General features: G+C 70.9%; 18 protein-coding genes and 1 tRNA gene. 14 read left to right on the top strand and 5 right to left on the bottom strand.

Annotated features, from left to right (window positions below):
- Window positions 1-8: 8 nt before the first annotated feature.
- Window positions 9-98, top strand: a tRNA-Ser gene (locus F0U44_RS05500).
- A gap of 81 nt (window positions 99-179) precedes the next feature.
- Here F0U44_RS05500 and F0U44_RS05495 read toward each other — a convergent pair.
- Window positions 180-797 carry a hypothetical protein gene (locus F0U44_RS05495; RefSeq protein ID WP_149727188.1) on the bottom strand — a complete coding sequence of 206 codons (618 nt, stop codon included), beginning with the start codon at window positions 795-797 and terminating at the stop codon, window positions 180-182.
- Between the two features lie 170 nt (window positions 798-967).
- On the opposite strand from F0U44_RS05495, the gene F0U44_RS05490 reads away from it, so the two are divergent.
- From F0U44_RS05490 to F0U44_RS22925, 3 genes are all read left to right on the top strand, one after another.
- Complete coding sequence (locus F0U44_RS05490; protein ID WP_149727187.1) at window positions 968-3,643, top strand: ATP-binding protein; 2,676 nt, start codon at window positions 968-970, stop codon at window positions 3,641-3,643.
- 75 nt (window positions 3,644-3,718) lie between these two features.
- Entirely contained in the window at window positions 3,719-3,907 is a 189-nt protein-coding gene (locus F0U44_RS05485; RefSeq protein WP_149727186.1) for a hypothetical protein, read from the top strand.
- Window positions 3,904-5,778, top strand: coding sequence for a hypothetical protein (locus F0U44_RS22925; protein WP_188113334.1), 1,875 nt, complete (start codon window positions 3,904-3,906; stop codon window positions 5,776-5,778). The genes F0U44_RS05485 and F0U44_RS22925 overlap by 4 nt, the downstream gene beginning before the upstream one ends.
- 52 nt (window positions 5,779-5,830) lie before the next feature.
- Here the strand turns inward: F0U44_RS22925 and F0U44_RS05475 are convergent, their stop codons facing one another.
- From F0U44_RS05475 to F0U44_RS05465, 3 genes are read right to left on the bottom strand one after another with little or no spacing between them, the layout of a single operon-like run.
- Window positions 5,831-6,517: an acetoacetate decarboxylase family protein gene (locus F0U44_RS05475; RefSeq protein ID WP_149727185.1), complete on the bottom strand. Its 687-nt coding sequence runs from the start codon at window positions 6,515-6,517 to the stop codon at window positions 5,831-5,833.
- Window positions 6,518-6,559: 42 nt separating this feature from the next.
- A complete protein-coding gene (locus tag F0U44_RS05470; protein WP_149727184.1) occupies window positions 6,560-7,381 on the bottom strand; it encodes an SDR family oxidoreductase in 822 nt (273 codons plus the stop codon).
- Entirely contained in the window at window positions 7,381-8,910 is a 1,530-nt protein-coding gene (locus tag F0U44_RS05465; RefSeq protein WP_149727183.1) for an aldehyde dehydrogenase family protein, read from the bottom strand. Before F0U44_RS05465 ends, F0U44_RS05470 begins: the two co-directional genes overlap by 1 nt.
- A 125-nt stretch (window positions 8,911-9,035) precedes the next feature.
- Here F0U44_RS05465 and F0U44_RS05460 point away from each other — a divergent pair, with 125 nt between their 5' ends.
- The 8 genes from F0U44_RS05460 (at window position 9,036) to F0U44_RS05425 (ending at window position 17,716) form a co-directional block, all read left to right on the top strand.
- Window positions 9,036-10,295 (top strand): PucR family transcriptional regulator, encoded by a 1,260-nt coding sequence (locus F0U44_RS05460; RefSeq protein WP_149727182.1) that lies wholly within the window; start codon window positions 9,036-9,038, stop codon window positions 10,293-10,295.
- A 46-nt stretch (window positions 10,296-10,341) separates the two neighbouring features.
- Window positions 10,342-11,019: an Ig-like domain-containing protein gene (locus tag F0U44_RS05455; protein WP_149727181.1), complete on the top strand. Its 678-nt coding sequence runs from the start codon at window positions 10,342-10,344 to the stop codon at window positions 11,017-11,019.
- 1 nt (window position 11,020) lies between these two features.
- A complete protein-coding gene (locus tag F0U44_RS05450; protein WP_149727180.1) occupies window positions 11,021-11,932 on the top strand; it encodes a sulfotransferase domain-containing protein in 912 nt (303 codons plus the stop codon).
- Window positions 11,933-12,054: 122 nt separating this feature from the next.
- Window positions 12,055-12,870, top strand: coding sequence for an alpha/beta fold hydrolase (locus F0U44_RS05445; protein WP_149727179.1), 816 nt, complete (start codon window positions 12,055-12,057; stop codon window positions 12,868-12,870).
- Window positions 12,871-12,883: 13 nt separating this feature from the next.
- The gene (locus F0U44_RS05440) at window positions 12,884-14,398 is read left to right on the top strand and encodes a flavin-containing monooxygenase (RefSeq protein WP_149727178.1); all 1,515 of its coding nucleotides are present in this window, start codon (window positions 12,884-12,886) and stop codon (window positions 14,396-14,398) included.
- Between the two features lie 11 nt (window positions 14,399-14,409).
- Window positions 14,410-15,405, top strand: a complete 996-nt coding sequence (locus tag F0U44_RS05435) for an AurF N-oxygenase family protein (protein ID WP_149727177.1) — start codon at window positions 14,410-14,412, stop codon at window positions 15,403-15,405.
- The gene (locus F0U44_RS05430; protein WP_149727176.1) at window positions 15,406-17,070 is read left to right on the top strand and encodes an FAD-dependent oxidoreductase; all 1,665 of its coding nucleotides are present in this window, start codon (window positions 15,406-15,408) and stop codon (window positions 17,068-17,070) included. It abuts the gene before it with no gap.
- Entirely contained in the window at window positions 17,009-17,716 is a 708-nt protein-coding gene (locus F0U44_RS05425) for a TetR/AcrR family transcriptional regulator (protein ID WP_149727175.1), read from the top strand. Before F0U44_RS05430 ends, F0U44_RS05425 begins: the two co-directional genes overlap by 62 nt.
- On the opposite strand, the gene F0U44_RS05420 is transcribed toward F0U44_RS05425, so the two are convergent.
- On the bottom strand, window positions 17,713-18,069 hold the full coding sequence (locus F0U44_RS05420; protein ID WP_149727174.1) for a hypothetical protein: 357 nt from the start codon (window positions 18,067-18,069) through the stop codon (window positions 17,713-17,715). The genes F0U44_RS05425 and F0U44_RS05420 overlap by 4 nt on opposite strands.
- A gap of 182 nt (window positions 18,070-18,251) precedes the next feature.
- Here F0U44_RS05420 and F0U44_RS05415 point away from each other — a divergent pair, with 182 nt between their 5' ends.
- Window positions 18,252-19,124 carry an AAA family ATPase gene (locus tag F0U44_RS05415; RefSeq protein WP_188113333.1) on the top strand — a complete coding sequence of 291 codons (873 nt, stop codon included), beginning with the start codon at window positions 18,252-18,254 and terminating at the stop codon, window positions 19,122-19,124.
- The gene (locus F0U44_RS05410) at window positions 19,121-20,581 is read left to right on the top strand and encodes a VWA domain-containing protein (RefSeq protein WP_149727172.1); all 1,461 of its coding nucleotides are present in this window, start codon (window positions 19,121-19,123) and stop codon (window positions 20,579-20,581) included. The genes F0U44_RS05415 and F0U44_RS05410 overlap by 4 nt, the downstream gene beginning before the upstream one ends.
- The last annotated feature ends 53 nt before the right edge of the window (window positions 20,582-20,634 follow it).

Below are 20,634 nucleotides of genomic sequence, written 5' to 3'. Positions count from 1 at the left end.
TCTCCCGCGGTGGCGTGTCCGAGCGGCCGAAGGTGCATCACTCGAAATGATGTGTGGGGTCAAACCCACCGTGGGTTCAAATCCCACCGCCACCGCCACAGAAGCCCCGCCCGAGTCACTCGGGCGGGGCTTCTTGCTTCAGCTGTGGTGGCTGAGATCCGTGGTGGATCAGTGGTGGATCAGTCGAGGACCGACGGCACCGGCAGCGGCGCCTTGGGTCGGCGCGGCTGGGGGAGCGAGCCGCGGATCTCGCGCCAGCGGCGTGCCTGCTCCTCCGGGACGGCCCACCAGTCCTGGGCATCGCGCTCGAGTGCCAACCCGTCGATGACGACCATCGGGGCGCCGGGCACGTCGGGGAAGTGCGTCTCGAGGAACCGACCCATCGCGGTGCGGACCTCGAGCCACTCCTCGGGCCGCACGCCGGTCAGCGGTGCGACGCGGTCGTCGGGGAAGAAGCGACCGGGCTGGGCGGCGCAGGCGTCGAACGCCATCCGCCAGCGGTGGGCGGCCAGCACGGGAGAGGTCGCGAGGCGGAGCAGGTCGGCCTCCGACCAGGTGTGGAACCGCGCGAGTGCGTCGACCTCGGCCTGCTCGGTCGGGGTGAGCTCGACGACCGGTTCAGCGACGACGGGGGCCGCGTAGGTCGGCGCGGGCGCGGCGGCCGACGAGGTCGGCAGGTCGGTCGAGACGACCGAGCCGAGAGCGCGATCGGGCCGGCCGATCTCACGCTGGGCGACGAGGGCTGCGAGCTCGGGGTAGTCCTCGCGGCGTACGAGCAGGGGGATCCAATCGCCCATAGGGAGTCTCCGGGGGTGTGGGGGGCACCATCGGCAGGGAGCGGCCGGTAGTGATCGAGGGAGAATCTATCGCCTGGTGGGGGGATTCGTTTCCATATCGTGGGTAGGCGGCGACAGCCCGCGCGCTCACTTCGACACCGCACGTAGCTGCGATCCGACATCATGTCCCCGTGCCGGCGGACCTCCTCTTCGAACGAGAGCTCGCGCTGGAGCAGTTGCGGCAGGTCGTCGGCGCTGCCCGATCGGGTGCCGGCGCCGCTGCACTGGTCACCGGCGTGCCGGGGATCGGGAAGACGAGGCTGCTCGCGTCGCTCGTCACCGAGGCCGCTGCGGCCGGCGTCGAGTGCGTGACGGCGGTCGGCCATGCCCTCGAGAGCGGCTACGGCTTCGGTGTCGTCCGCCAGCTGTTCGCGCAGCTGCCCGACCATGTGGTCGACCTCGACGGAGTGCCGGTCGCTGCGCCGGCGGGGCCGGATTCCGATGCGTTGTTCCCGACGCTCCAGGCACTGGTCGACGCGATGACGCGGTCGGCGAAACAACGCCCCCTCGTCGTGGTGGTCGACGACGCCCAGTGGGTCGACGAGCCTTCGTTGCGGTTCCTGCACTTCCTGAGCCGCCGGCTGCGCCAGAGCGGCGTCGGGCTCGTCGTCGCCGCTCGCACCGGCGAGCTCGCGCCGTCCGCTGTGTTCGCCGAGCTGACGGCGGCGCTGGCGGAGCAGGAGGTCGCGCTTCCCCCGCTGACCCACGACGGTGTCGCTGCGGTGCTCCGTGCCCGTTTGGGCGACGTCGCCGACGAGTTCGTCGATGCCTGCGAGAAGTGGACGTCGGGCAACCCCTTCTACCTGGCCGAGCTGATGGCGGCGATGACGGCGGAGGGCATGGTGCCGACGGTCGACGGTGCCGCTGCGCTCAGCTCGCTGGCGCCGGGGACCATCGGCCGTCTGGTGCTCGTGCGGATCGCCCGTGCGGGCGATGCGGCCGTGTCGTTGGTGCAGGCCGTCGCGGTCCTCGGCGACGCGCCCTCGCTGGTCGCTGCGGCGCGCCTCGCCAGCCTCGAGGTGGCGAGCGCGGGCGCGGCGGCGGCCGCACTGATGGGGCTCGACGTGCTCGATGCCGATCTGCGGTTCGCGCACCCCGTCGTGCGGGAGGCCGTCTACGACGACATCGCCGCGCCCCTGCGCGCGGCCCGCCACCTCGAGGCCGCCCAGGTGCTGCGCCAGCTGGGTGCGTCGATCGACGCGGTGGCGGCGCAGCTGCTGCTCGCGCCCCCGACGGGCGAGCAGTGGGCGACGGACGTCCTGCAGCGTGCGGCGCGGACGGCGGTCTCCCAGGGAGCGCCCGAGGCGGCCGCGCGGATGCTGCGTCACGCTTTCGGTGACGAGGGTGCCGATGCCTCCTCTGCTCTCCTGCAGGAGGCGGAAGACCGGATCGACCTCGACGTCACCCGCACCCACCTGCTCTGGATCACCGGTCGGTCCTCCGAGGCGATCAGGCTTGCGGAGCGCACTGCCGAGGACCGCTCGGGCGACCGGACGCAGGAGGCCGAGGCGGCACCCGACGCGATGCTCGCCATGAAGCTGATGCTCCAGTGCGTCACGCCGGGCAGCGGCCGCCCGTCGCAGGAGCTGCTCGAGCGGTTCGCTGCGCTGAGCGGCGCGACCCAGGTCGAACGCGACTGCCTGCTGCCCGTCATCCTCTATCGCACGTCGACCGGCACTCCTGTCGAGGAGGTGATGCCGCTCGTCCGGCGCATCACCGAGGACGCACCTCCGGGTTCGGCCGAGCGCCGGTCACCCGCCACGTGGCTCTTCCTCCTGCTGCACCTCGGCGAGGTGGAGCGGACCCTGGCGTTCGCGGACCGCTACCTCGCGGCGGCGCGTCGTACGGACTCGGTCATGTGGCGCTCCGAGGCGCTGACCGTCCGTGCTCTGGCCTGCTACCGGCTCGGTCGGATCGCCGAGGCCGAGGCCGACGCACGTGAAGCCCTCGTGGGGGTCGACGCGTCCTACGCCGTCACGGCACCGGTCGCGGCGGCGACCTTGATGTATGCCCTGCTCGAGCTCGGCGACGTCACCGGTGCCAGCGCGGTCGCCGACACCTTCGCCTTCCCGTCGCACCGCGAGGACACCGCGTTCGCGTCGGTGGCCGAGGCGGCGATCGGCCGGGTCCGCGCCCGTGCGGGCGATCGCGAAGGTGGGCTCCGGATGCTGCTCCACGCGGGGGAGCGGCTGGACGCGGTCGAGTGGCTGATCACCGAGCTGGCCCCGTGGCGGATCGACGCCGCGCAGGTGCTGACCACGCTCGGACGCCGCGACGAGGCCCGCGCCGTGGTGGAGCCCGCCTACGACGTCGCGCGGAGGTTCGGTGCTCCTAGCGGGCTCGGCCGCGCTCTCCGGGTCCGCGCGCTCGTCGAGGAGCCCGCCGACCTCGACCTGCTCCGGGAGGCGGTGGACGTCTACGCCGGCGGCCCGATGCGGCTGAAGCTGGCCCACGCGCAGGTCGACCTGGGCGCGGCGCTGCGGCGCGGCGGCGCCCGCACCGACGCCCGCGCGCACCTCGCCGAGGGCATGGACCTGGCGCGTCAGTGCGGCGCGGCCCCGCTCCAGGAGCGGGCCGAGGCCGAGCTCCAGGCGGCGGGCGCGCGACCGCGCACGGCGGCGACGACGGGGGTCGAGGCGTTGACCGCGGCCGAGGCCCGCGTCGCCCGGCTGGCCCGCAACGGCCTGCGCAACGTCGACATCGCTCGGGAGCTGTTCATCCAGCCCACGACCGTGGAGAAGCACCTGGCGTCGGTCTTCCGGAAGCTCGACATCGAGGGCCGGGCGGAGATCCCCGACCTGGGGTGATCTGGGGGTCACCCCACCAAAAGGTGGGGTGTGACCTCAATGTGCGGGGGTGGCTCCATGGCCGAGGCTCATGCCATGAACCTGGACAACCCGATCGCCGTACGCCTCGTCGTCGATGCCGGCTGCACCCCGCTGCGCGGGGTGGTCGAGTACGACGACCGCCCGGCAGCGGAGTTCCAGGGGATGCTCCAGCTCATGGAGCTCCTCGGCCGTCTGGCTGAGGCCGAGAACCCCACCCCCCACAACTCGAGGACCTCTTCATGAACACGTTTGGTGCCTTCGCCCGGCTGGGCCTGGCCTGCGCGATGCCGGCTGCGGCCGGAGCGCTCGCGGTGCCCGTCGCCCACGCCACGGACCCTGCGCCGAAGATCATCGCCGCCTTCGCGATCGACGCCGACAAGGACGACAAGGTCGACCGGTTCCGGCTGACCTACTCCGAGCCGGTCAAGCACGCGCTCGACACGAGCGGCTTCCCGTTCGTCGTGGACGGCTACACGGTCACCCGGGTCACAGCGACCACGACTCGCAAGCTCCTGATCCTGGTGAAGGAGAAGACGGCCACCGACATCGACGCCCACCCGAGCATCACCTACACGCGGACCACCGCGCAGCCGGTGCGGGATGCGGGCGGCCAGCAGGCCATCGCCCAGACGTTCGACCGGACGAAGGCTGTCGACCTCGACGGCGACGGCTACGCCTGGGTCGAGCGCGACTGCGCGCCGAAGGACCCCGCGATCAACCCGGGCGCCGCGGACCACCCGGACCTGGCCTTCACGGACCAGGACTGCGACGGCATCGACGGCGACCGGGCCAACGGGATCTTCGTCGACCCCGACCTGGGCAACGACCTGAACCCCGGCACCCCCGAGCTTCCCGTGCAGACGCTGTCCAACGCGTTCAACCTGCGCAACCCCAACCGCTCCGAGGTCTACGCCACCGGGCTGTGGGCGCCCAACGCGGTCGCCATCAACGTGCCGGACGGCGTCAGCGTCTACGGCGGCTACGACTCGACCTGGGCACGCAGCACGATGCCGGCGGTCACCAACGGGAAGCCCTGGACGATCGCCGGGACGTCCACGCTGCAGCTGGTCCGGATCCTGACCGTCGACGACATGCCGGCGCTGACCGTCTCCGGCGACGCCACCTTGGACCACGTCAACCTGGAGAACGGGCCGTCGTCCACGAACTCGGTGGCGTTGAAGGTGGTCGGCGTCGCGAAGGTGCGCATGATCGGCGGAGCCCTCGTCTCAGGCCAGGCCGGTGGGTCCTACCCCGGCGACGACGGCCCCGACGGCTCCAACGGGGTCAAGGGCGGCAACGGCGAGGCGGGCTCGTGCGACACCTTCTCCGGTGGAGGCGGCGGTGTCCCGGAGTTCCAGAACGGAAACCCCAACATCGGCGGCTTCGGCGGCATCGGCGGCAACGACGCGGGTGGCAGCAGCGCGAACGGTCTCTCCGGTGACCCGGGCACCGGAGGTGCCGCGGGCGGCGCCGGAGGCGCCGAGGGCAACCCGGGCAAGGCTGGATCACGCGGGACCGACGGTGCCGATGGCCTCAACGGTGCGGACGGCCACCTGGTGGTGGGCTCGTTCTCGGTCAACGGCTACGTGCCGGCGACGTCGACCGCGGGTGGCAACGGCACCGACGGCAAGGGCGGCGGGGGCGGTGGCGGCGGCGGTGGCCAGGTCGGCGCGACCGTGCTGAGCGGCCAGGGCAACGGCGGCGGTGCCGGCGGCCAGGGCGGTCTCGCTGGCAGGGGCGGAAAGGGCGGAAAGGGCGGCTACGGCTCGATCGCGGCCTATGTGCCCTTCGGCAAGCTGACTCTCCAGGGCACGGTCGTGACGACCGGCCAGGCCGGCAACGGCGGCGCCGGCGGTGTCGGCGGCGACGCGAGCCTCGGCGGCGTCGGCGGCAACGGTGCGGCGGCGTGCCTCTCCGAGGTCGGTCGCGGCGGCAACGGCGGCGACGGCGGCAACGGCGGTTCGGGCGGCGACGGCGGCGCGGGCCAGGGCGGCCCCTCGATCGGTGTGTACGGCGGCATCTACGCCCAGATCGACGTCACGACCGCGACGTTCAACCTCGGCCCGGTCGGCACCGGCCCCGGCGCTCTGCGGGAGAACGTCCACCGTCCCTGACGCTGGCGAACAGACGAGGGAGTCCGCTTCGGCGGGCTCCCTCGTTGCTGTGTCAGAGGGCGCTGGGCTCCTCGAACCGGGCCTGCATGCGCTCGGTCCACGTGCTCAGCACCACGGTCTCCGGCGACAGGCCGAGGGACGCGAGCTCCTTGGCGATCGGGTGCGAACCGAGCGTCAGCGACACCTCGCCGCCGATGTGGACACCGCTGCCGCTGCCGCCCTGGGTGAAGGCGGTGACGTGGGGGCGGCCGTCGATCAGCGTGTAGGCAGCCAGCGCCATCGGCGGCATCTCGTCCTCGCCGCCGCGCGGGAGGGTCACGTCGACGACCAGTTCGCCGTCCATCGTCAGGACCCAGCGCGTGGTCGTGTCGGTGTTGGTCACCTCGATCTGCTCGACCGACTTGGGGAAGCCCCAGATCTGGTTGCCGGCAGCGCAGGTGAACTCCTCGGTGACGGGGAGGTGGGTGATGAAGGTGCCGTCCTCGCCACCTCCCTCGGGACGCACGAAGAGGATCGTGCCGACCTCGAGATAGGCACCGAGGTCGTTGTCCTTGTAGTCGATGAGAGCCAGCGCGAACTGGGCGCGCCCCGGCGCGCTCTCGATGACCTCGAAGCCGGCTGGGGCCAGAGCCCGGGCCGCGTCGAGGTCGACGTCGAAGATGACGGTGGCGTTGGAGCCGTCCCGTACGTCGACGGGCATGGTCACGGTCTCGCCGAGGATGTCGTGGGTGACGGTCACGGACAGAAGTAGAACATGTTCTACAACGCTCGCGCCACCGCCTCAGTTGTCGCGGATCCGCTCCAGGTAGCTCTTGCGGGCGGACATGTTGACGCCGTCGAGGAAGACGTCGTCGGCGCCGAGCATCGTCGAGAGCCGCTCGGTCGCGCGCCGCGGCACGAACTTCATCGCCGCCACCATGCCACCGGCCATCTTGGTCACCCGGACGAACGGCTTGGGCTTCTCGATCAGGTCGGCCGTCGCGATCGCGATCTCCTGCGGTTCGGCGTTGCGGATCCCCTTCACGCCCTCGGTGCCCGCCACCAGCTCGGTGTTGGTGAAGGTCGGGCGCACGGTGGAGAGCCGGATGCCGGTGTTGCGGTATTCGAGCCGAGCCGCCTCGGTGAAGCCGATGACCGCGTGCTTGGTGCCGCAGTAGGTGGCCAGACCGGGGGTGGGCAGCTCGCCGGCCAGCGATGCGGTGTTGATGATGTGGCCGCGGTCGCGCGGCAGCATCCGCTTCAGGGCGAGCTTGGTGCCGTAGATGACGCCGAGGATGTTGATCTCGACCTGGCGCCGGGTGACGGCGTCCTCCTCTTCGTGCGTGTGACCGGTCGGCATGATGCCGGCGTTGTTGATCAGTACGTCGAGCTCACCGACCTGCTCCTCGACGAGGTCGAGGAACGCGGCGAAGGACTCGGGGTCGGTGACGTCGAGCCGGGCGTAGGTCTCGATGCCGAGCTCGAGTGCGGCCTCCTTGAGGCGCACCTCGTCCACGTCGCCGATCGCCACCCGGTAGCCGCGCGACAGCAGCTCCTTGGCGGTCTCGTAGCCGATCCCGCGAGCGCCGCCGGTGATGGCGACGACCTTGCCGTTCGCGCCCATCAACGCGCCGCCTTCCCGCCCAGGCCGAGTCGCTGGCGCAGCCCGCGACCGGAGACGGCCTTGGCGACGAAGCCGGCGACCGCCGTACGACGGGCGGAGTAGGGGTACCACATGAGCTCGTTCTTCATCGTGGGCATGCGGGGCGCGGTGACGGCCTGCACCTTGCAGTACTTGTGGATGCCGTAGGCGCCGCCGAGCCGCGCGCCGACGCCCGACTCCTTCCAACCGTTGTGGGGGAGGGGAGCGGCGAAGAGGTTGCTGAAGACGTCGTTGATGTTGACGGCACCGGCCTCGAGGCGGCGCGCCACCCGCTGCCCGCGGTCGACGTCCTTCGTCCACACGGTCGCGGACAGGCCGTACGGCGAGTCGTTGGCCATCCGGATCGCCTCGTCCTCGTCGGCGACCTTCATGACCGGGATCGTCGGGCCGAAGGTCTCGTCGGTCATGCACGACATCGAGTGGTCGACGTCGACGAGGACCGTCGGCTCGAAGAAGTTGCCGGCGCGGCCGCGCTGACCGCCGGTCAGCACCCGCGCCCCGGCCTCGACGGCCTCACGGACGTGGCGGTCGGCGATGTCGACCTGGGCGGTCGTGACCATCGCGCCGACGTCGCTGCCCGCGCCGGCGCCCTGGGAGAGCCCGTCGACCTTGGCGGTCAGCCGCTTCACGAAGTCGTCGTAGACCGGCTCGGCGACGTAGACGCGCTCGACGGAGATGCAGACCTGGCCGGAGTTGAAGAGGCCACCCCAGGCGATGCCGTTGACGGCCCGGTCGAGGTCGGCGTCCTCGAGCACGATCGCCGGGTCCTTGCCGCCGAGCTCGAGGCTGTAGGGCTTGAGCTGCTGGGCGCAGTGGACACCGATCTTGCGACCGGTCGCCGTGGAGCCGGTGAATTGCACGTAGTCAGCGGCGTCGACCACCGCGGCGCCGGTCTCGCCGAGGCCAGTCACGCTGGCGAGCACGGCCGGCGCGCCGATCTCGTGCCAGCCCTCGATGAGCCGGGCGCAGGCCAGCGGCGTCTCCTCCGACGACTTCGACAAGACGGCACAGCCCGCGGCCAGGGCCGGCGCGGCGTCCATGAGGAAGAGCGTGATCGGGAAGTTCCAGGGGGTGATGATGCCGACGAGCGGGTAGGGCGAGTAGACCTTGGTGAGCTTCTTCGGGAGGCTCATCGGCCCCGCCGGCTTCACGTGGTCGTCGGCGAGGAAGGCCGCCGCATTGTCGGCGTAGTAGCTGATGAACTCGCACGACGCGACCGGCTCGATGAGGGCGTCGGGGCGCGCCTTGCCGGTCTCCGACACGAGTAGGTCGGTGAGCTCGTCGGCGTGGGCGAGGATCCAGTCGCGCCAGCGGTGCAGCCAGGCGGCGCGACCCTCGGGTCCGATCGCCTCCCAGCCGACCTGGGCCATGCGCAGCTCGGCGGCGATCTCGTTGACGGCGCGGGCGTCGTCGATCGGAAGGCTTTCGACGAGGCTGCCGTCGGCAGGGTTGCGGACCTCGAGGACGGCGGGTGCGGTCTCCACGCTCACGGGCGGGGCTCCTTCGGTGCAGCGGCTCGGTTCAGTCCTGATCCTGCGCTGGGCGGCAGGGACAGGAAAAGGCTCGAAACTGCCAACTTCGTCACTATGGGTTGTGCATGGCGCACAATGGTGTGGTGGTCGATCGCAGCGAAGAGGTCGAGACCTGGATCCGGCAGTTCGCTGTCGAGACCCTCGCCTCCGCCGAGACCGAGCGGGTGATGCGCCTGCTCAACGAGCAGATCGCCGCCCACGTCTCGGCCATCGCGCGTGATCCCGAGCTGCGGGCGGTCCTGGACGACAGCACCCGCGCCCAGCTCCGGTCGTTCATCACCCACCTCGTGAGCCAGGGCCCGCTGCGACCGCCGGAGGAGGCGTTCGTGCTCGCGCGGGAGTTCGCCGCCCGCGGAGCCGAACTCGCGTCCCTGCTCGAGGTCTACCGCTCCGGCCAGCAGGCGGCGCTCGCCTACATCACCACCGTCGCCCACGAGTCCGGCCTCGGCCCCGAGCTCGTCGCGCAGGCGCTCATCGAGGTCTGGGGCCAGGCGATCGAGTGGTTCTCCCTCTCGGTCGAGCAGCTCATCGGCGCCTACGGCGAGGAGCGGGAGCGGTGGCTGCGCAGCGCGCTCACTCGGCGCACCCAGCTGGTCGCCTCGATCCTGGCGGGCGAGCGCGTCGATGTCGACGAGGCGGAGCGGGCGCTGGGTCACTCGCTGCGCCGCCACCAGACCGCGCTCGTGCTGTGGGAGGTCGAGCTGTCGCCCGACGGTGACCCGGTCGCCCGGCTCGAGGCGGAGGCTGCTCGGGTGGCGGCGCGTCTGGGGACGGCACGTCCCCTCGTCCTTCCGTCCGGGCCCGGCGAGGTGTGGGCGTGGCTCGCCTCCGACCACCCGCTGGAGGCCGGCGCACTGGCGTCCGCGGACGTCGCCACGGGTGTGCGCGTCGCGGTCGGGGTGACGGCGACCGGGGTGCGCGGCTTCCGCGACTCCCACCGCGAGGCTGCTGCCGCGCGGGACCTCGCCGACGTCGTCGCCGGGGCACTGGTCGGCTACGCCGACGTCGAGGTCGTCTCGCTGCTCTCCCGCGACCGGGCCGCCATGGCGGCGTTCGTACGACGTGAGCTCGGCCCGCTGGCCCGTGACGATGCGGCGACGTCCCGTCTCAGGGCGACGGTGCTGGCCTTCCTCGAGTCCGGGATGGATGCTGCGGCCGCACGGCTGGCGATCCACCGCAACACCGTGCGCTACCGGTTGCGCCAGGCCGAGGAGCTGCTCGGCCGGCCGGTCTCGGAGCGCCGCCGCGAGCTCGAGCTCGCCCTGCTGTGCTCGGGTGTCATGGCGCCCCGCGCCGATCCTCGCGGGAAACCCGTCGAACGCCCGGCCGAGGCCCTAGGTTGAGGATCCAGTCGCGCGACGCCTCCCGCGCGGGAACGGAGCACGAACCATGGCACGCACTCTCGGGCTCCGCGCCGCAGCGCTGACCCTCGTCGTCGGAGCGGGTCTCGGCGTCGCTGCGCCGGCCTCGGCCACTCCGCCCGTCGCTCAGGACGACCACAAGTGGATGTATCCGGGCGAGTTCCGCGTCATCGACGTGCTCGCCAACGACTCCGACCCTGACGGTGACGAGCTGGCGATCTGCCGGCTGGCCCCGGTCCCCGAGGATGCCGACTACTTCGTGGCGATCGAGGGCGGCAAGCTGGTCGTCTTCTCCGGGGAGGGCGCCGAGGACATCGTCGTCACCTACTACGCGTGCGACTACGAGACGCTCGTGCCGGCGACCCTGACGGTCTCCTTCCGCGAGGTCACCGACGTCGTGGTCGAGAAGGCAGCCCGCCCCGGTCGGCTGCGGGTGACCAACGCGAACGACCGGGTCGCGACCATCCTCTACGGCAGCTTCAGGGAGCCGCGCCCCGACGGTCGCGCCCGGGTGCCTGCCAACGGCTCGATCGTCGTGATGGTCCACCGGCACAAGATCGACTGGGTGGCTTTCCTCGGCCGCACGATCCCGGCGGGCTACGGCCACGTGCGCGAGATCGAGCTGCCCGGAGACCGGCTCCGTGCGCCGAGCGCCCCGCGGTTCACGCGGGCCGACACGCGGGCCTGGGGCGCGCGCAGCAACTGAGATGCGCACCTACCAGTCGCCCGCGGCCGACTCGCGGAGGTGGGAGGGCTTCGAGCACCGCGACGGCGACATCGTGATCAGCACGCCGTCGAAGTGCGGCACGACCTGGACCCAGATGCTCGTCGCGCTGCTGGTCTTCGACGGCCCCGATCTCCCGGACCGGCTCGGTGTCGTCTCGCCGTGGCTCGACGCGGAGTTCACGCCGCTGCCGGTGCTGCACGAACGGCTGGCGGCGCAGCGGCACCGCCGTTTCATCAAGACCCACGTGCCGCTCGACGGCCTTCCGCTCGACGACCGCGTCACCTACGTCGTCGTCGGTCGCGACCCGCGCGACGTCTGGCTCTCGATGCAAGGCCACCGCGACAACACCGACTACGACCAGGTCCTGCCCGCTCTGGCCGCCTCGATCGGTGCGGACGAGCTCCAGCGTCGGGCCGCCACCGCGCCGTCGTACGACACCTTCGGGGAAGGGGTGGCCGCTCCGGTGGGCACCTGTCAGACCAGCGTGCACCCCGCGTTCGTGCTCCACCACCTCAACGTCGCGTGGGAGCGCCGCGACGACGCCGGGGTCGTACTGCTGCACTACGCCGACCTTCAGGCCGACCTGGTCGGCGAGCTGGCCCGGCTCGCCCGGGCGTTGGGGTTCGACCTCGACGACGACCGCATCCGGGCGCTGGCCGCGCACGCCGGTATCGATCGGATGCGGGCGCGGGCAGACGACCTGGCCCCCGAGACCGACCACCCGATGTGGAAGAGGGGTGCCGACTTCTTCCGCTCGGGCCGGATGGGGGAGTGGGCGACGGCGTTCAGTCCCGATGATCTGCGGGCCTACGACGCCCGGGCCCGCCAGCTGCACCCGGATGAGGCCTTCCTCTCCTGGGCCCACGGCGGCAGGCGCGCAGCCCCGATCTGAGGGGTGGCCTGGGTCACAAAGCCTCGCGGGCGAACTTCTGACCGTGTAGACATCTGCCTTATCCCTGTACAGTGTGTACAGCTAACTGAGGGCAGCGTTGCCCGGGTGAGGTGGTAGAGCGAATGCTGGCTTACGAGCGTTTCGGATCCGGTGAGCCCCTGGTGCTGGTCCACGGGATCAGCCACCGCCGCCAGGCGTGGTACCCCGTCGCCGAGCAGCTCGCCGAGCACCGCGAGGTCATCCTCTTCGACCTCCCGGGCCACGGTGACTCGCCGGACCTCGTCCCGGACGGCCGGCCCGTCAAGGAGCTCCTCCAGGACCAGCTCCTCGAGCTGTTCTTCGAGCTCGGCCTCGAGCGCCCCCACATCGCGGGCAACTCCCTCGGCGGCCGGATCGCCCTCGAGGCGGCGGCCGACGGCCTCGTCAGCAGCGCGACCGGCCTCTCGCCGGCGGGCTTCTGGAAGGGCGAGCGCGACTTCGCCTACATCCGCGCGCACTTCGCCGTGCTCCTGACCGGCGCCCGGATCGCCCAGCCGCTCGCCCCGACGATGGCGCGGTCCAGCCTCGCCCGCAAGCTGATGCTCGCGTCGCTGATGACCCACGGTGAGCGTCTCGACCGCGACCGCGTGGTCGGTGACCTCAACAAGATGGTGCGCGCGCGCACCGCGCTGAAGACGATCATCGGCGGCGCCTTCCCCTTCGACGGCGAGATCGCCGACGACATCCCCGTGACCATCGCGTGGGGCACCAAGGACCGGCTGCTCCTGCCCTACCAGGCAGAGCGCGCCCGCAAGCAGCTCCCTCAGGCTGAGCACGTCTGGCTCGAGGGCAGCGGCCACGTCCCGATGTCCGACGACGTCGCCGGCGTCGTCGATGTCCTCCTGCGCGGCTCCGCGCAGGGCCTGCGGTCGTCGGTCGCCGAGACCGTCGTCGCGTGACCGGGGAGTGATCATGAGCGACACGAACAAGTCGACCGACTTCGACGTCCTGATCATCGGTGCCGGTCTCTCGGGCATCGGCACCGCCTGTCACCTGGTCCGCGAGCAGAGCGGCCGGTCCTTCGCGATCCTCGAGCGGCGTGAGGCCGTCGGCGGCACCTGGGACCTGTTCACCTACCCCGGCATCCGTTCCGACTCCGACATGCTCACCTTCGGCTACAACTTCCGGCCATGGGTCGGCACCAAGGTGCTGGCCGATGGTCCGAGCATCAAGCAGTACGTCGCCGACACCGCCGAGGAGTACGGCGTCACCGAGCACATCCGCTTCGGCCGCCACGTCACCTCGGCGAGCTGGTCGACCGAGGCCGGCCGCTGGACCGTCGAGGCCCGCGTGGGCCGCAAGCGCGAGACCTATACGGCGCGCTTCCTGGTCGGTGCGAGCGGCTACTACAACTACGACGAGGGCTACCGTCCGGCGTTCCCGGGCGAGGACGCCTTCACCGCGGCGGGCGGCCAGATCGTGCACCCGCAGTTCTGGCCCGCCGACCTCGACTACACCGGCAAGCGCGTGGTCGTCATCGGCAGCGGCGCGACGGCCATCACGCTCATCCCCGCGATGGCGCCCGATGCCGAGCACGTGACGATGCTGCAGCGCTCGCCGTCGTACGTCATGGCCGTCCCGGCCAACGACCCCGTCGCCTCGCCGCTCGCGAAGATCGGCGTCCCGCAGGGCTTCATCTACCGCACCGGCCGGGCCCGCAACATCGTGCTGCAGCGCGCGGTCTACGAGCTCTCCCGTCGCCAGCCCGCGCTCGCCCGCAAGATCCTGCTCGCCCAGGTGAAGGCGCGCATCGGCAGCGTGGACATGAAGCACTTCACGCCGTCGTACAACCCCTGGGACGAGCGCCTCTGCGTCGTGCCCAACGGCGACCTCTTCCGCGTGCTGCGCAAGGGTGAGGCGTCGATCGTCACCGACCACATCGACACCTTCACCGCGACCGGCATCAAGCTGAAGTCGGGCGAGGAGCTCGAGGCCGACATCGTGGTCAGCGCGACCGGGCTGCAGATCCAGCTCGCCGGCGGCGCCGCGATCAACGTCGACGGCGAGCCGGTCGACACCCGTGACCGGATGCTCTACAAGGGCGTCCTCATGGAGGGCGTGCCCAACGCCATGTTCGTCATCGGCTACACCAACGCGTCCTGGACGCTGAAGGCCGACTTGGCGAGCGCGTACTTCTGCCGACTGCTCGCCCACATGGCCGAGGCGGGTCACGACCAGGTCGTCCCCGTCGCGGATCCCGCCGACCGCTCCGAGGTGTCCGTCATGGGCGACTCGATGCGCTCGGGCTACATCCAGCGCGGCGACACCGTCATGCCCCGTCAGGGCAAGCGGATGCCGTGGCTGATCCGCAACGACTACTTCCGTGACGCGCCGATGCTGCGCCGCGGCCGGGTCGACGACCCCGTCCTGCAGTTCCGCACCACCACTGTTCCTGCCCCCCACACCCTGACCGCTGCGAACGCCTGAGGAGACGTGTGATGACTGAGATCCAGAGCTACGACGAGGCCCTGCTGACCCTCTCCGAGGGGTCGGTCCGCCTCCACTTCGATGCGTTCGCCGACATCGACTGGGACAACCCGGCCTACGCGATCAACCCTGACGACGACTGCTGGATCCTGCCGAAGGAGCACCCGCTGGGCGCCACCTCCTGGTACCAGGAGCTGCCCGAGGACCGGCAGAAGGAGATCGGCCTCTGGATGATCGCGCAGATGATGAAGGTGGGTCTCCAGTTCGAGAACCTGCTCATCCGCGGCCTCATGCAGTACGTCTTCAACCTGCCGAACGGCTCCCCGGAGTATCGCTACGTCACCCACGAGGCGACCGAGGAGACCCACCACACCCAGATGTTCCAGGAGTTCACCAACCGCTCGGGCGTGGACGCTCCCGGCATGCGTCGGTGGACCAAGGCGATGCCGATGCAGGCGCTGATCCCGTCGATGGCGACGCTCTTCCCGGAGTTCTTCTTCACCCTGGTCCTCGGTGGCGAGGAGCCCATCGACCACGCGCAGAAGATGATCCTGCGCAGCGACTGGGACATGCACCCGCTGGTGAAGCGGATCGTCTCGATCCACGTCGCCGAGGAGGCGCGCCACATCTCGTTCGCCCACCGCTACCTCGCGGAGCGGTCGGCCGAGATGGGCCCCATCCGCAAGGGACTCCTGGGCGTGCTCACCCCGATCGTCTACCGCATCATGTGCGACATGATCCTGGCGCCGAGCCGGTCGTCCTACCGCTCGCTCGGCATCCCGCGCAGCGTGGTCAAGGAGGCCTACTGGGGCGGGCCGCAGAGCACCGACCTCCTCTCGGAGACGTTCGCCGACCTGCGGATGCTCGCCGAGAACATCGGCGTGCGGAACAAGGTCACCCGGCCGCTGTGGAAGCTACTCGGCATCGACGGTCGACCGGCCCGGTTCCGCGGCGAGGTCCACGAGCGCGGCTCCCACGGTCATGGGGCCCCGGCCAAGGCGGCCTAGATGCCCTACGTCGTCACGCAGTCCTGCTGCAGCGACGGGGCGTGCGTCGTCGCCTGTCCCGTCAACGCCATCCACCCGGCTCCCGGTGAGCCCGGCTTCGCGACTGCGGAGATGCTGTACGTCGACCCGGTCGCCTGCGTCGACTGCGGCGCCTGCTTCACGGCCTGCCCGGTCGAGGCGCTCCAGCCGCACACCAAGCTGAGCGACGCCCAGCTGCCGTTCATCGAGCTCAACGCGGCCTACTACCGCGAGCACCCGCACGCCGACCGCCCGATCCTGGCTGCCATCGCGCAGCGACCCGTCGTCGACGCCCGTGGGCTGAAGGTGGCGGTGATCGGTGCCGGTCCGGCCGGGCTCTACGCCGCCGACGAGCTGCTCAAGCACGAGGGAGTATCGGTCGACGTCTTCGACCGGCTGCCCACCCCGCACGGCCTGGCCCGCTACGGCGTGGCACCGGACCACCCGAAGACCAAGCAGGTCATCGAGCTCTTCGGGAAGATCGAGCGCGAGCCGGGCTTCCGCTACCGGCTCAACGTCGAGGCGGGCACCGACGTGACCGTCGAGGAGCTGCGGTCGTCCTACCACGCGGTGATCTACGCCGTGGGTGCCGCGACCGACCGCCGGCTCGGTGTGCCCGGTGAGGATCTCGCCGGCAGCTCGTCGGCGACCGACTTCGTGGCTTGGTACAACGGCCACCCCGACGCCGACGACGTGCACTACCCGCTCGAGGCTGAGGCCTGCGAGCGTGCCGTGGTGATCGGCAACGGCAACGTCGCGCTCGACGTGGCGCGCATCCTGACCGCCGACCCCGACGAGCTCGCGGCGACCGACATCTCCGACCGCGCGCTGCTCGCCCTTCGCGACAGCCGGGTCCAGGAGGTCGTGGTGCTGGGCCGTCGTGGTCCGGCCGACGCCGCGTTCACCCTGCCCGAGCTCATCGGGCTCGCCGGGCACGACGACATCGACGTCCTGGTCGAGGGCGGCGTCGACGCGGTCGAGGTGACCTCGCAGAAGACCGAGATCCTCGCCGAGCTCGCCGCGCGCACGCCCACCCCGGGCCGCCGGCGGATCGTGCTGCGTTTCCACTCCGCCCCCGTACGTCTGGTCGGTGACGCGTCCGTCGAGGGCATCGAGGTCGCTCGCACCGAGGTGGTCGACGGCCGTGCCGTGCTCACCGACGACGTCGTGCGGATCGACGCCGGGCTGGTGCTGCGCGCCGTCGGCTATCGCGCGCGGCCCGTGGCCGGGCTGCCCTTCGACGACGAGCGCGCCCTGGTCCCCAACGAGGCCGGCCGGGTCGAGCCCGGTCTCTACGTCGGCGGCTGGATCAAGCGCGGCGCCACCGGGTTCATCGGCACCAACAAATCTTGCTCGACCGAGACGGTCGCGCAGCTGCTCGACGACTACGAAGCCGGGTTGCTGAGCGATCCGACGACGGCCATCGCGCCCTTCGACTACGAGATCGACCACGCCGGCTGGCTGGCCATCGACCGCACCGAGCGCGCGCTGGGCGAGGCGGCCGATCGGCCGCGCGTGAAGCTCACCGACCGCCGCGCCCTGAGCGAAGCCGCGACGCCGGTCGTGCCCAGATACAGTGCGGCCCATGCCGTCCGTCCCTCGCGTTCCCGGACTCGACGGGCGACAGCTGCGCTGGGAAGGCCATAACGAGGAGCGTCGGCTCCACGTCCTCAACGCCGCGGTCGAGCTCCTCGAGGAGCAACCGCTCGGCAGTGAGCTGCGGGTCCAGCAGATCGCCGAACGCGCGGGTCTCGTGCGCACGGTCGTCTACCGGCTCTTCAGCAACCGCATCGACCTCTATCGAGAGATCCAGCAGCACATCGTCGGGATGATCCGCGAGCAGCTCGACTCGACGCTCGTCCTGTCCGGCAGCATCGAGCAGATCGTCGGCGGCGTCGTCGGCGGCTACGTCAGCTGGGTGGCCGATCACCCGCAGCTCCACGAGATGGCGCAGCGGGCACTCGGTGACGGCCAGCCCGGCCAGCTCGACCTCGCGGTCGACGCCCTGGGCAACGACATCGCGGCCGTCTTCCAGGCCGGCGCGATCATGCTCGGCCACGAGCTCGACGAGGACCAGATGACCACGCTCGACGTGCTGGTCGTCGGCCTGATCGGGCAGGTGCGCGGGAGCGTCAACCAGTGGGTACGTCGCCCCGACCCCAAGCTCAGCCCGCGCGCGCTCGCCAAGATGCTGAGCCGCTGGATCTGGTTCCAGATCGACGGCCAGGCGCGCGAGATCGGGGTCGAGCTCGATCCGACGGTGCCGGTCGACGAGATGGCCGCCGGCTCCTAGCGCCTGCGATCCGGGCCGAGGCAGACGGCGACGAGCTCGCCGGGCCGCTCGTTGTTGAAGACCGCCCAACCATGGTCGAAGGACACGACCCGGGTGCGTCCGGACGCGTCGCGGATGATCGCCCGCGACGGGATCACGCTGGGCTCGAATCCCCGCGTGGAGCAGTTGTTGTGCTCCATGATCCGGCTGGTGGCCTTGTCCTGGACCGAGAGGCCCAGGTGGTCGGCCGGCGGCTGCGGAGAGCCGAGCACGCTGACGGCGCCGAGTCCGACCAGCAGGGTCAGGGCACCGGCGGTCATCGCCGTACGGATCGACAGTGCGGCGGTCCGCAGCGCGGAGCTGAGTGCAGGCATCGTCATCCCCTTCCCTTGTCGAAGCAGCTCATTTCGAGGCAGCCAGAACCAACGGCTCGACCGACGGGCGGGCCCCACCACGCCTCGTGCTCGGTCACTGCCACATCAACGAGCGTCCATCGCCGGGGTCACGAGCCAGACGGTGTGATCTGTTCGCCGATTGACCAGGCAGGATGGGGGCTATGACGTGGTTCGAGTCCCCGGCCCAGGCCGCTGCTCTGTTGACCGAGGCGGGCTACCTCGCCGACAACGCGACGGCGACCACGACCTTCTTGGCCGGCGCGCTGGAGAAGCCGTTGCTCCTGGAGGGCCCGGCCGGCGTCGGCAAGACCGAGCTCGCGAAAGCCGTCGCGCGGGCGACGGGCGCCGAGCTGGTCCGGCTCCAGTGCTACGAGGGCCTCGACGAGGCGCGGGCGCTCTACGAGTGGAACTACAAGAAGCAGCTGCTCCGCATCCAGGCCCAGTCAGGGTCCAGCGACGGCGCCGACTGGAACCAGACGCACGACGACATCTTCACCGAGGAGTTCCTCCTCACCCGGCCGCTGCTGACCGCGATCCGCCGCGATGAGCCCACGGTGCTGCTCATCGACGAGGTCGACAAGACCGACATCGAGGTCGAGGGTCTGCTGCTCGAGGTCTTGTCGGACTTCCAGGTGACCATCCCCGAGCTCGGCACCGTCGCTGCGAAGCGCCGGCCCTTCGTCGTCCTCACCTCCAACGCGAGCCGTGAGCTCTCCGAGGCGGTCAAGCGTCGCTGCCTCTACCTCCACCTCGACTATCCCGACGCGGAGCGCGAGCGCGAGATCCTGCAGTCGCAGGTGCCCGACCTCGACGACAAGATCGCCGAGCAGCTGGTCGTCACGGTCGGCCGGTTGCGCGACCTCGAGCTGAAGAAGGCGCCGTCGATCGCGGAGTCCGTCGACTGGGCCCGCACGCTGATCGCGCTGGAGATCCGCGACCTCGACGACAAGGCGATCACTGACACGCTCGGCGCGGTCCTCAAACACGCTTCTGACCAGCAGCGCGCGATCAAGGAGCTGCGACTCAACCGATGAAACGCGCGAAGCCCCGCCCGGCCGCTGCGGAGACCAGCGGCCTGCTCGACCGGCACCTCTCCTTCATCGAGGCGCTCCGGGGAGCCGGGCTGTCCGTGTCGCTGGCCGAGGACCTCGACTCCGTGGCCGCGCTGGGCGCGGTGGGATGGGGCGACCGCGAGCACGTGCGCGACGTACTCGCTGCGACGTTGGTCAAGAAGCAGCCGCAACGTACGACGTTCAACTCGCTCTTCGACGTCTACTTCCCGGCCCTCGTGGGCGACGGAGTCCGCGCCTCACCAGGGAATTTGTTGGGTACGGACGAGGAAACCAACCATTCCGCTGGTGACGCGGCAGACGCGGAGCGGGTGCGCGACAACGCCGAGGCGTTGCAGGACTTCCGCGACCGGCTGGCCGAGGCGCTGCAGAGCGGCGACCAGCAGATGTTGCGCCAGCTGGCCGCGGAGATGGTCGGTCGGTTCGGGGCGATGCCTGGCCGTGGGCCGGGGCTGTCGTCGTGGTCGTCCTACACCGCGTTGCAGCGGGTCGCTCCGCAAGAGCTGGTCGACCGGATCGTCGAGGGCCTCCTCGGCGACATGGACGACGAGGGCCGGCTCGCCGACGCGCGCCGGCTCGCCAACCGCCGCGTCGGCGCCTTCACGACGTTGGTCGAGGACGACGCGCGCCGTCGCATCGCGGAGGAGAAGGGGCCCGACCACGTCGCCGACGTGGCGATCCGGCCGAGCATCGACAAGCTCTCGTTCACCGCGGCCCGACGCACGGACCTGGAGGAGATGCGCCGACAGATCTTCCCGCTCGCGCGCCGGCTCGCGACCCGGCTCACCAAGGAGCACCACGCCCACCGCCGAGGCGCCCTCGACTTCCGGCGCACGGTCCGGGCGTCGATCGCCACCGGCGGGGTGCCGCTCACCACGCACCACCGGCCCAAGCGGCCGCACCGCACCGACCTCGTCGTCTTGTGCGACGTCAGCGGGTCGGTCGCCAACTTCGCCCAGTTCACGCTGCTGTTCGTCTTCGCCCTGCGCGAGTCCTTCCAGAGCATGCGGGCCTTCACGTTCATCGACCACGTCCACGAGGTGACCGAGCACCTGCAGCCCGGGGCCGACCCGGTCGAGGTTCTCGAGAAGCTCGCGGCCGCGAGCAGCTATGCGGCCCTGTGGGGGCGCACCAACTACGGGCGGGCGTTCGCGAAGTTCGAGGAGCAGCACCTCGACGCGCTGGGTCCCAAGACGACCCTGCTGATCCTCGGCGACGCCCGCAGCAACTACACCGACCTCGAGGACAAGACCCTCCAGCGGCTCGTGGGCTCGGTGCGCCGGTCCTACTGGCTCAACCCCGAGCCGGAGAGCAGCTGGGGTGCGGGCGACTCGGCCGCGAAGACCTATCGCGAGATCGTCTCGATGGTGGAGTGCCGCAACCTGACGCAGCTGCAGGAGTTCGTGCACGACCTGCTCTGAACGGTAAAACTTCGCCGCAACCGACACACCTGTCGCCAACGCAGGTTAGGGTT

This window comes from Nocardioides humilatus (genome assembly GCF_008373755.1).
In the GTDB taxonomy this organism is placed as follows: domain Bacteria; phylum Actinomycetota; class Actinomycetes; order Propionibacteriales; family Nocardioidaceae; genus Nocardioides; species Nocardioides humilatus.
Note: the sequence above shows the minus strand (reverse complement) of the source record. Positions and strands in the feature narration are given on the sequence as shown.

Coding starts and splice junctions, on each gene's coding strand:
- F0U44_RS05495 (WP_149727188.1), bottom strand. CDS start 797: ATGGGCGATTGGATCCCCCTGCTCGTACGCCGCGAGGACTACCCCGAG.
- F0U44_RS05485 (WP_149727186.1), top strand. CDS start 3,719: ATGAACCTGGACAACCCGATCGCCGTACGCCTCGTCGTCGATGCCGGC.
- F0U44_RS22925 (WP_188113334.1), top strand. CDS start 3,904: ATGAACACGTTTGGTGCCTTCGCCCGGCTGGGCCTGGCCTGCGCGATG.
- F0U44_RS05470 (WP_149727184.1), bottom strand. CDS start 7,381: ATGGGCGCGAACGGCAAGGTCGTCGCCATCACCGGCGGCGCTCGCGGG.
- F0U44_RS05455 (WP_149727181.1), top strand. CDS start 10,342: ATGGCACGCACTCTCGGGCTCCGCGCCGCAGCGCTGACCCTCGTCGTC.
- F0U44_RS05450 (WP_149727180.1), top strand. CDS start 11,021: ATGCGCACCTACCAGTCGCCCGCGGCCGACTCGCGGAGGTGGGAGGGC.
- F0U44_RS05445 (WP_149727179.1), top strand. CDS start 12,055: ATGCTGGCTTACGAGCGTTTCGGATCCGGTGAGCCCCTGGTGCTGGTC.
- F0U44_RS05440 (WP_149727178.1), top strand. CDS start 12,884: ATGAGCGACACGAACAAGTCGACCGACTTCGACGTCCTGATCATCGGT.
- F0U44_RS05435 (WP_149727177.1), top strand. CDS start 14,410: ATGACTGAGATCCAGAGCTACGACGAGGCCCTGCTGACCCTCTCCGAG.
- F0U44_RS05430 (WP_149727176.1), top strand. CDS start 15,406: ATGCCCTACGTCGTCACGCAGTCCTGCTGCAGCGACGGGGCGTGCGTC.
- F0U44_RS05425 (WP_149727175.1), top strand. CDS start 17,009: ATGCCGTCCGTCCCTCGCGTTCCCGGACTCGACGGGCGACAGCTGCGC.
- F0U44_RS05420 (WP_149727174.1), bottom strand. CDS start 18,069: ATGCCTGCACTCAGCTCCGCGCTGCGGACCGCCGCACTGTCGATCCGT.
- F0U44_RS05415 (WP_188113333.1), top strand. CDS start 18,252: ATGACGTGGTTCGAGTCCCCGGCCCAGGCCGCTGCTCTGTTGACCGAG.
- F0U44_RS05410 (WP_149727172.1), top strand. CDS start 19,121: ATGAAACGCGCGAAGCCCCGCCCGGCCGCTGCGGAGACCAGCGGCCTG.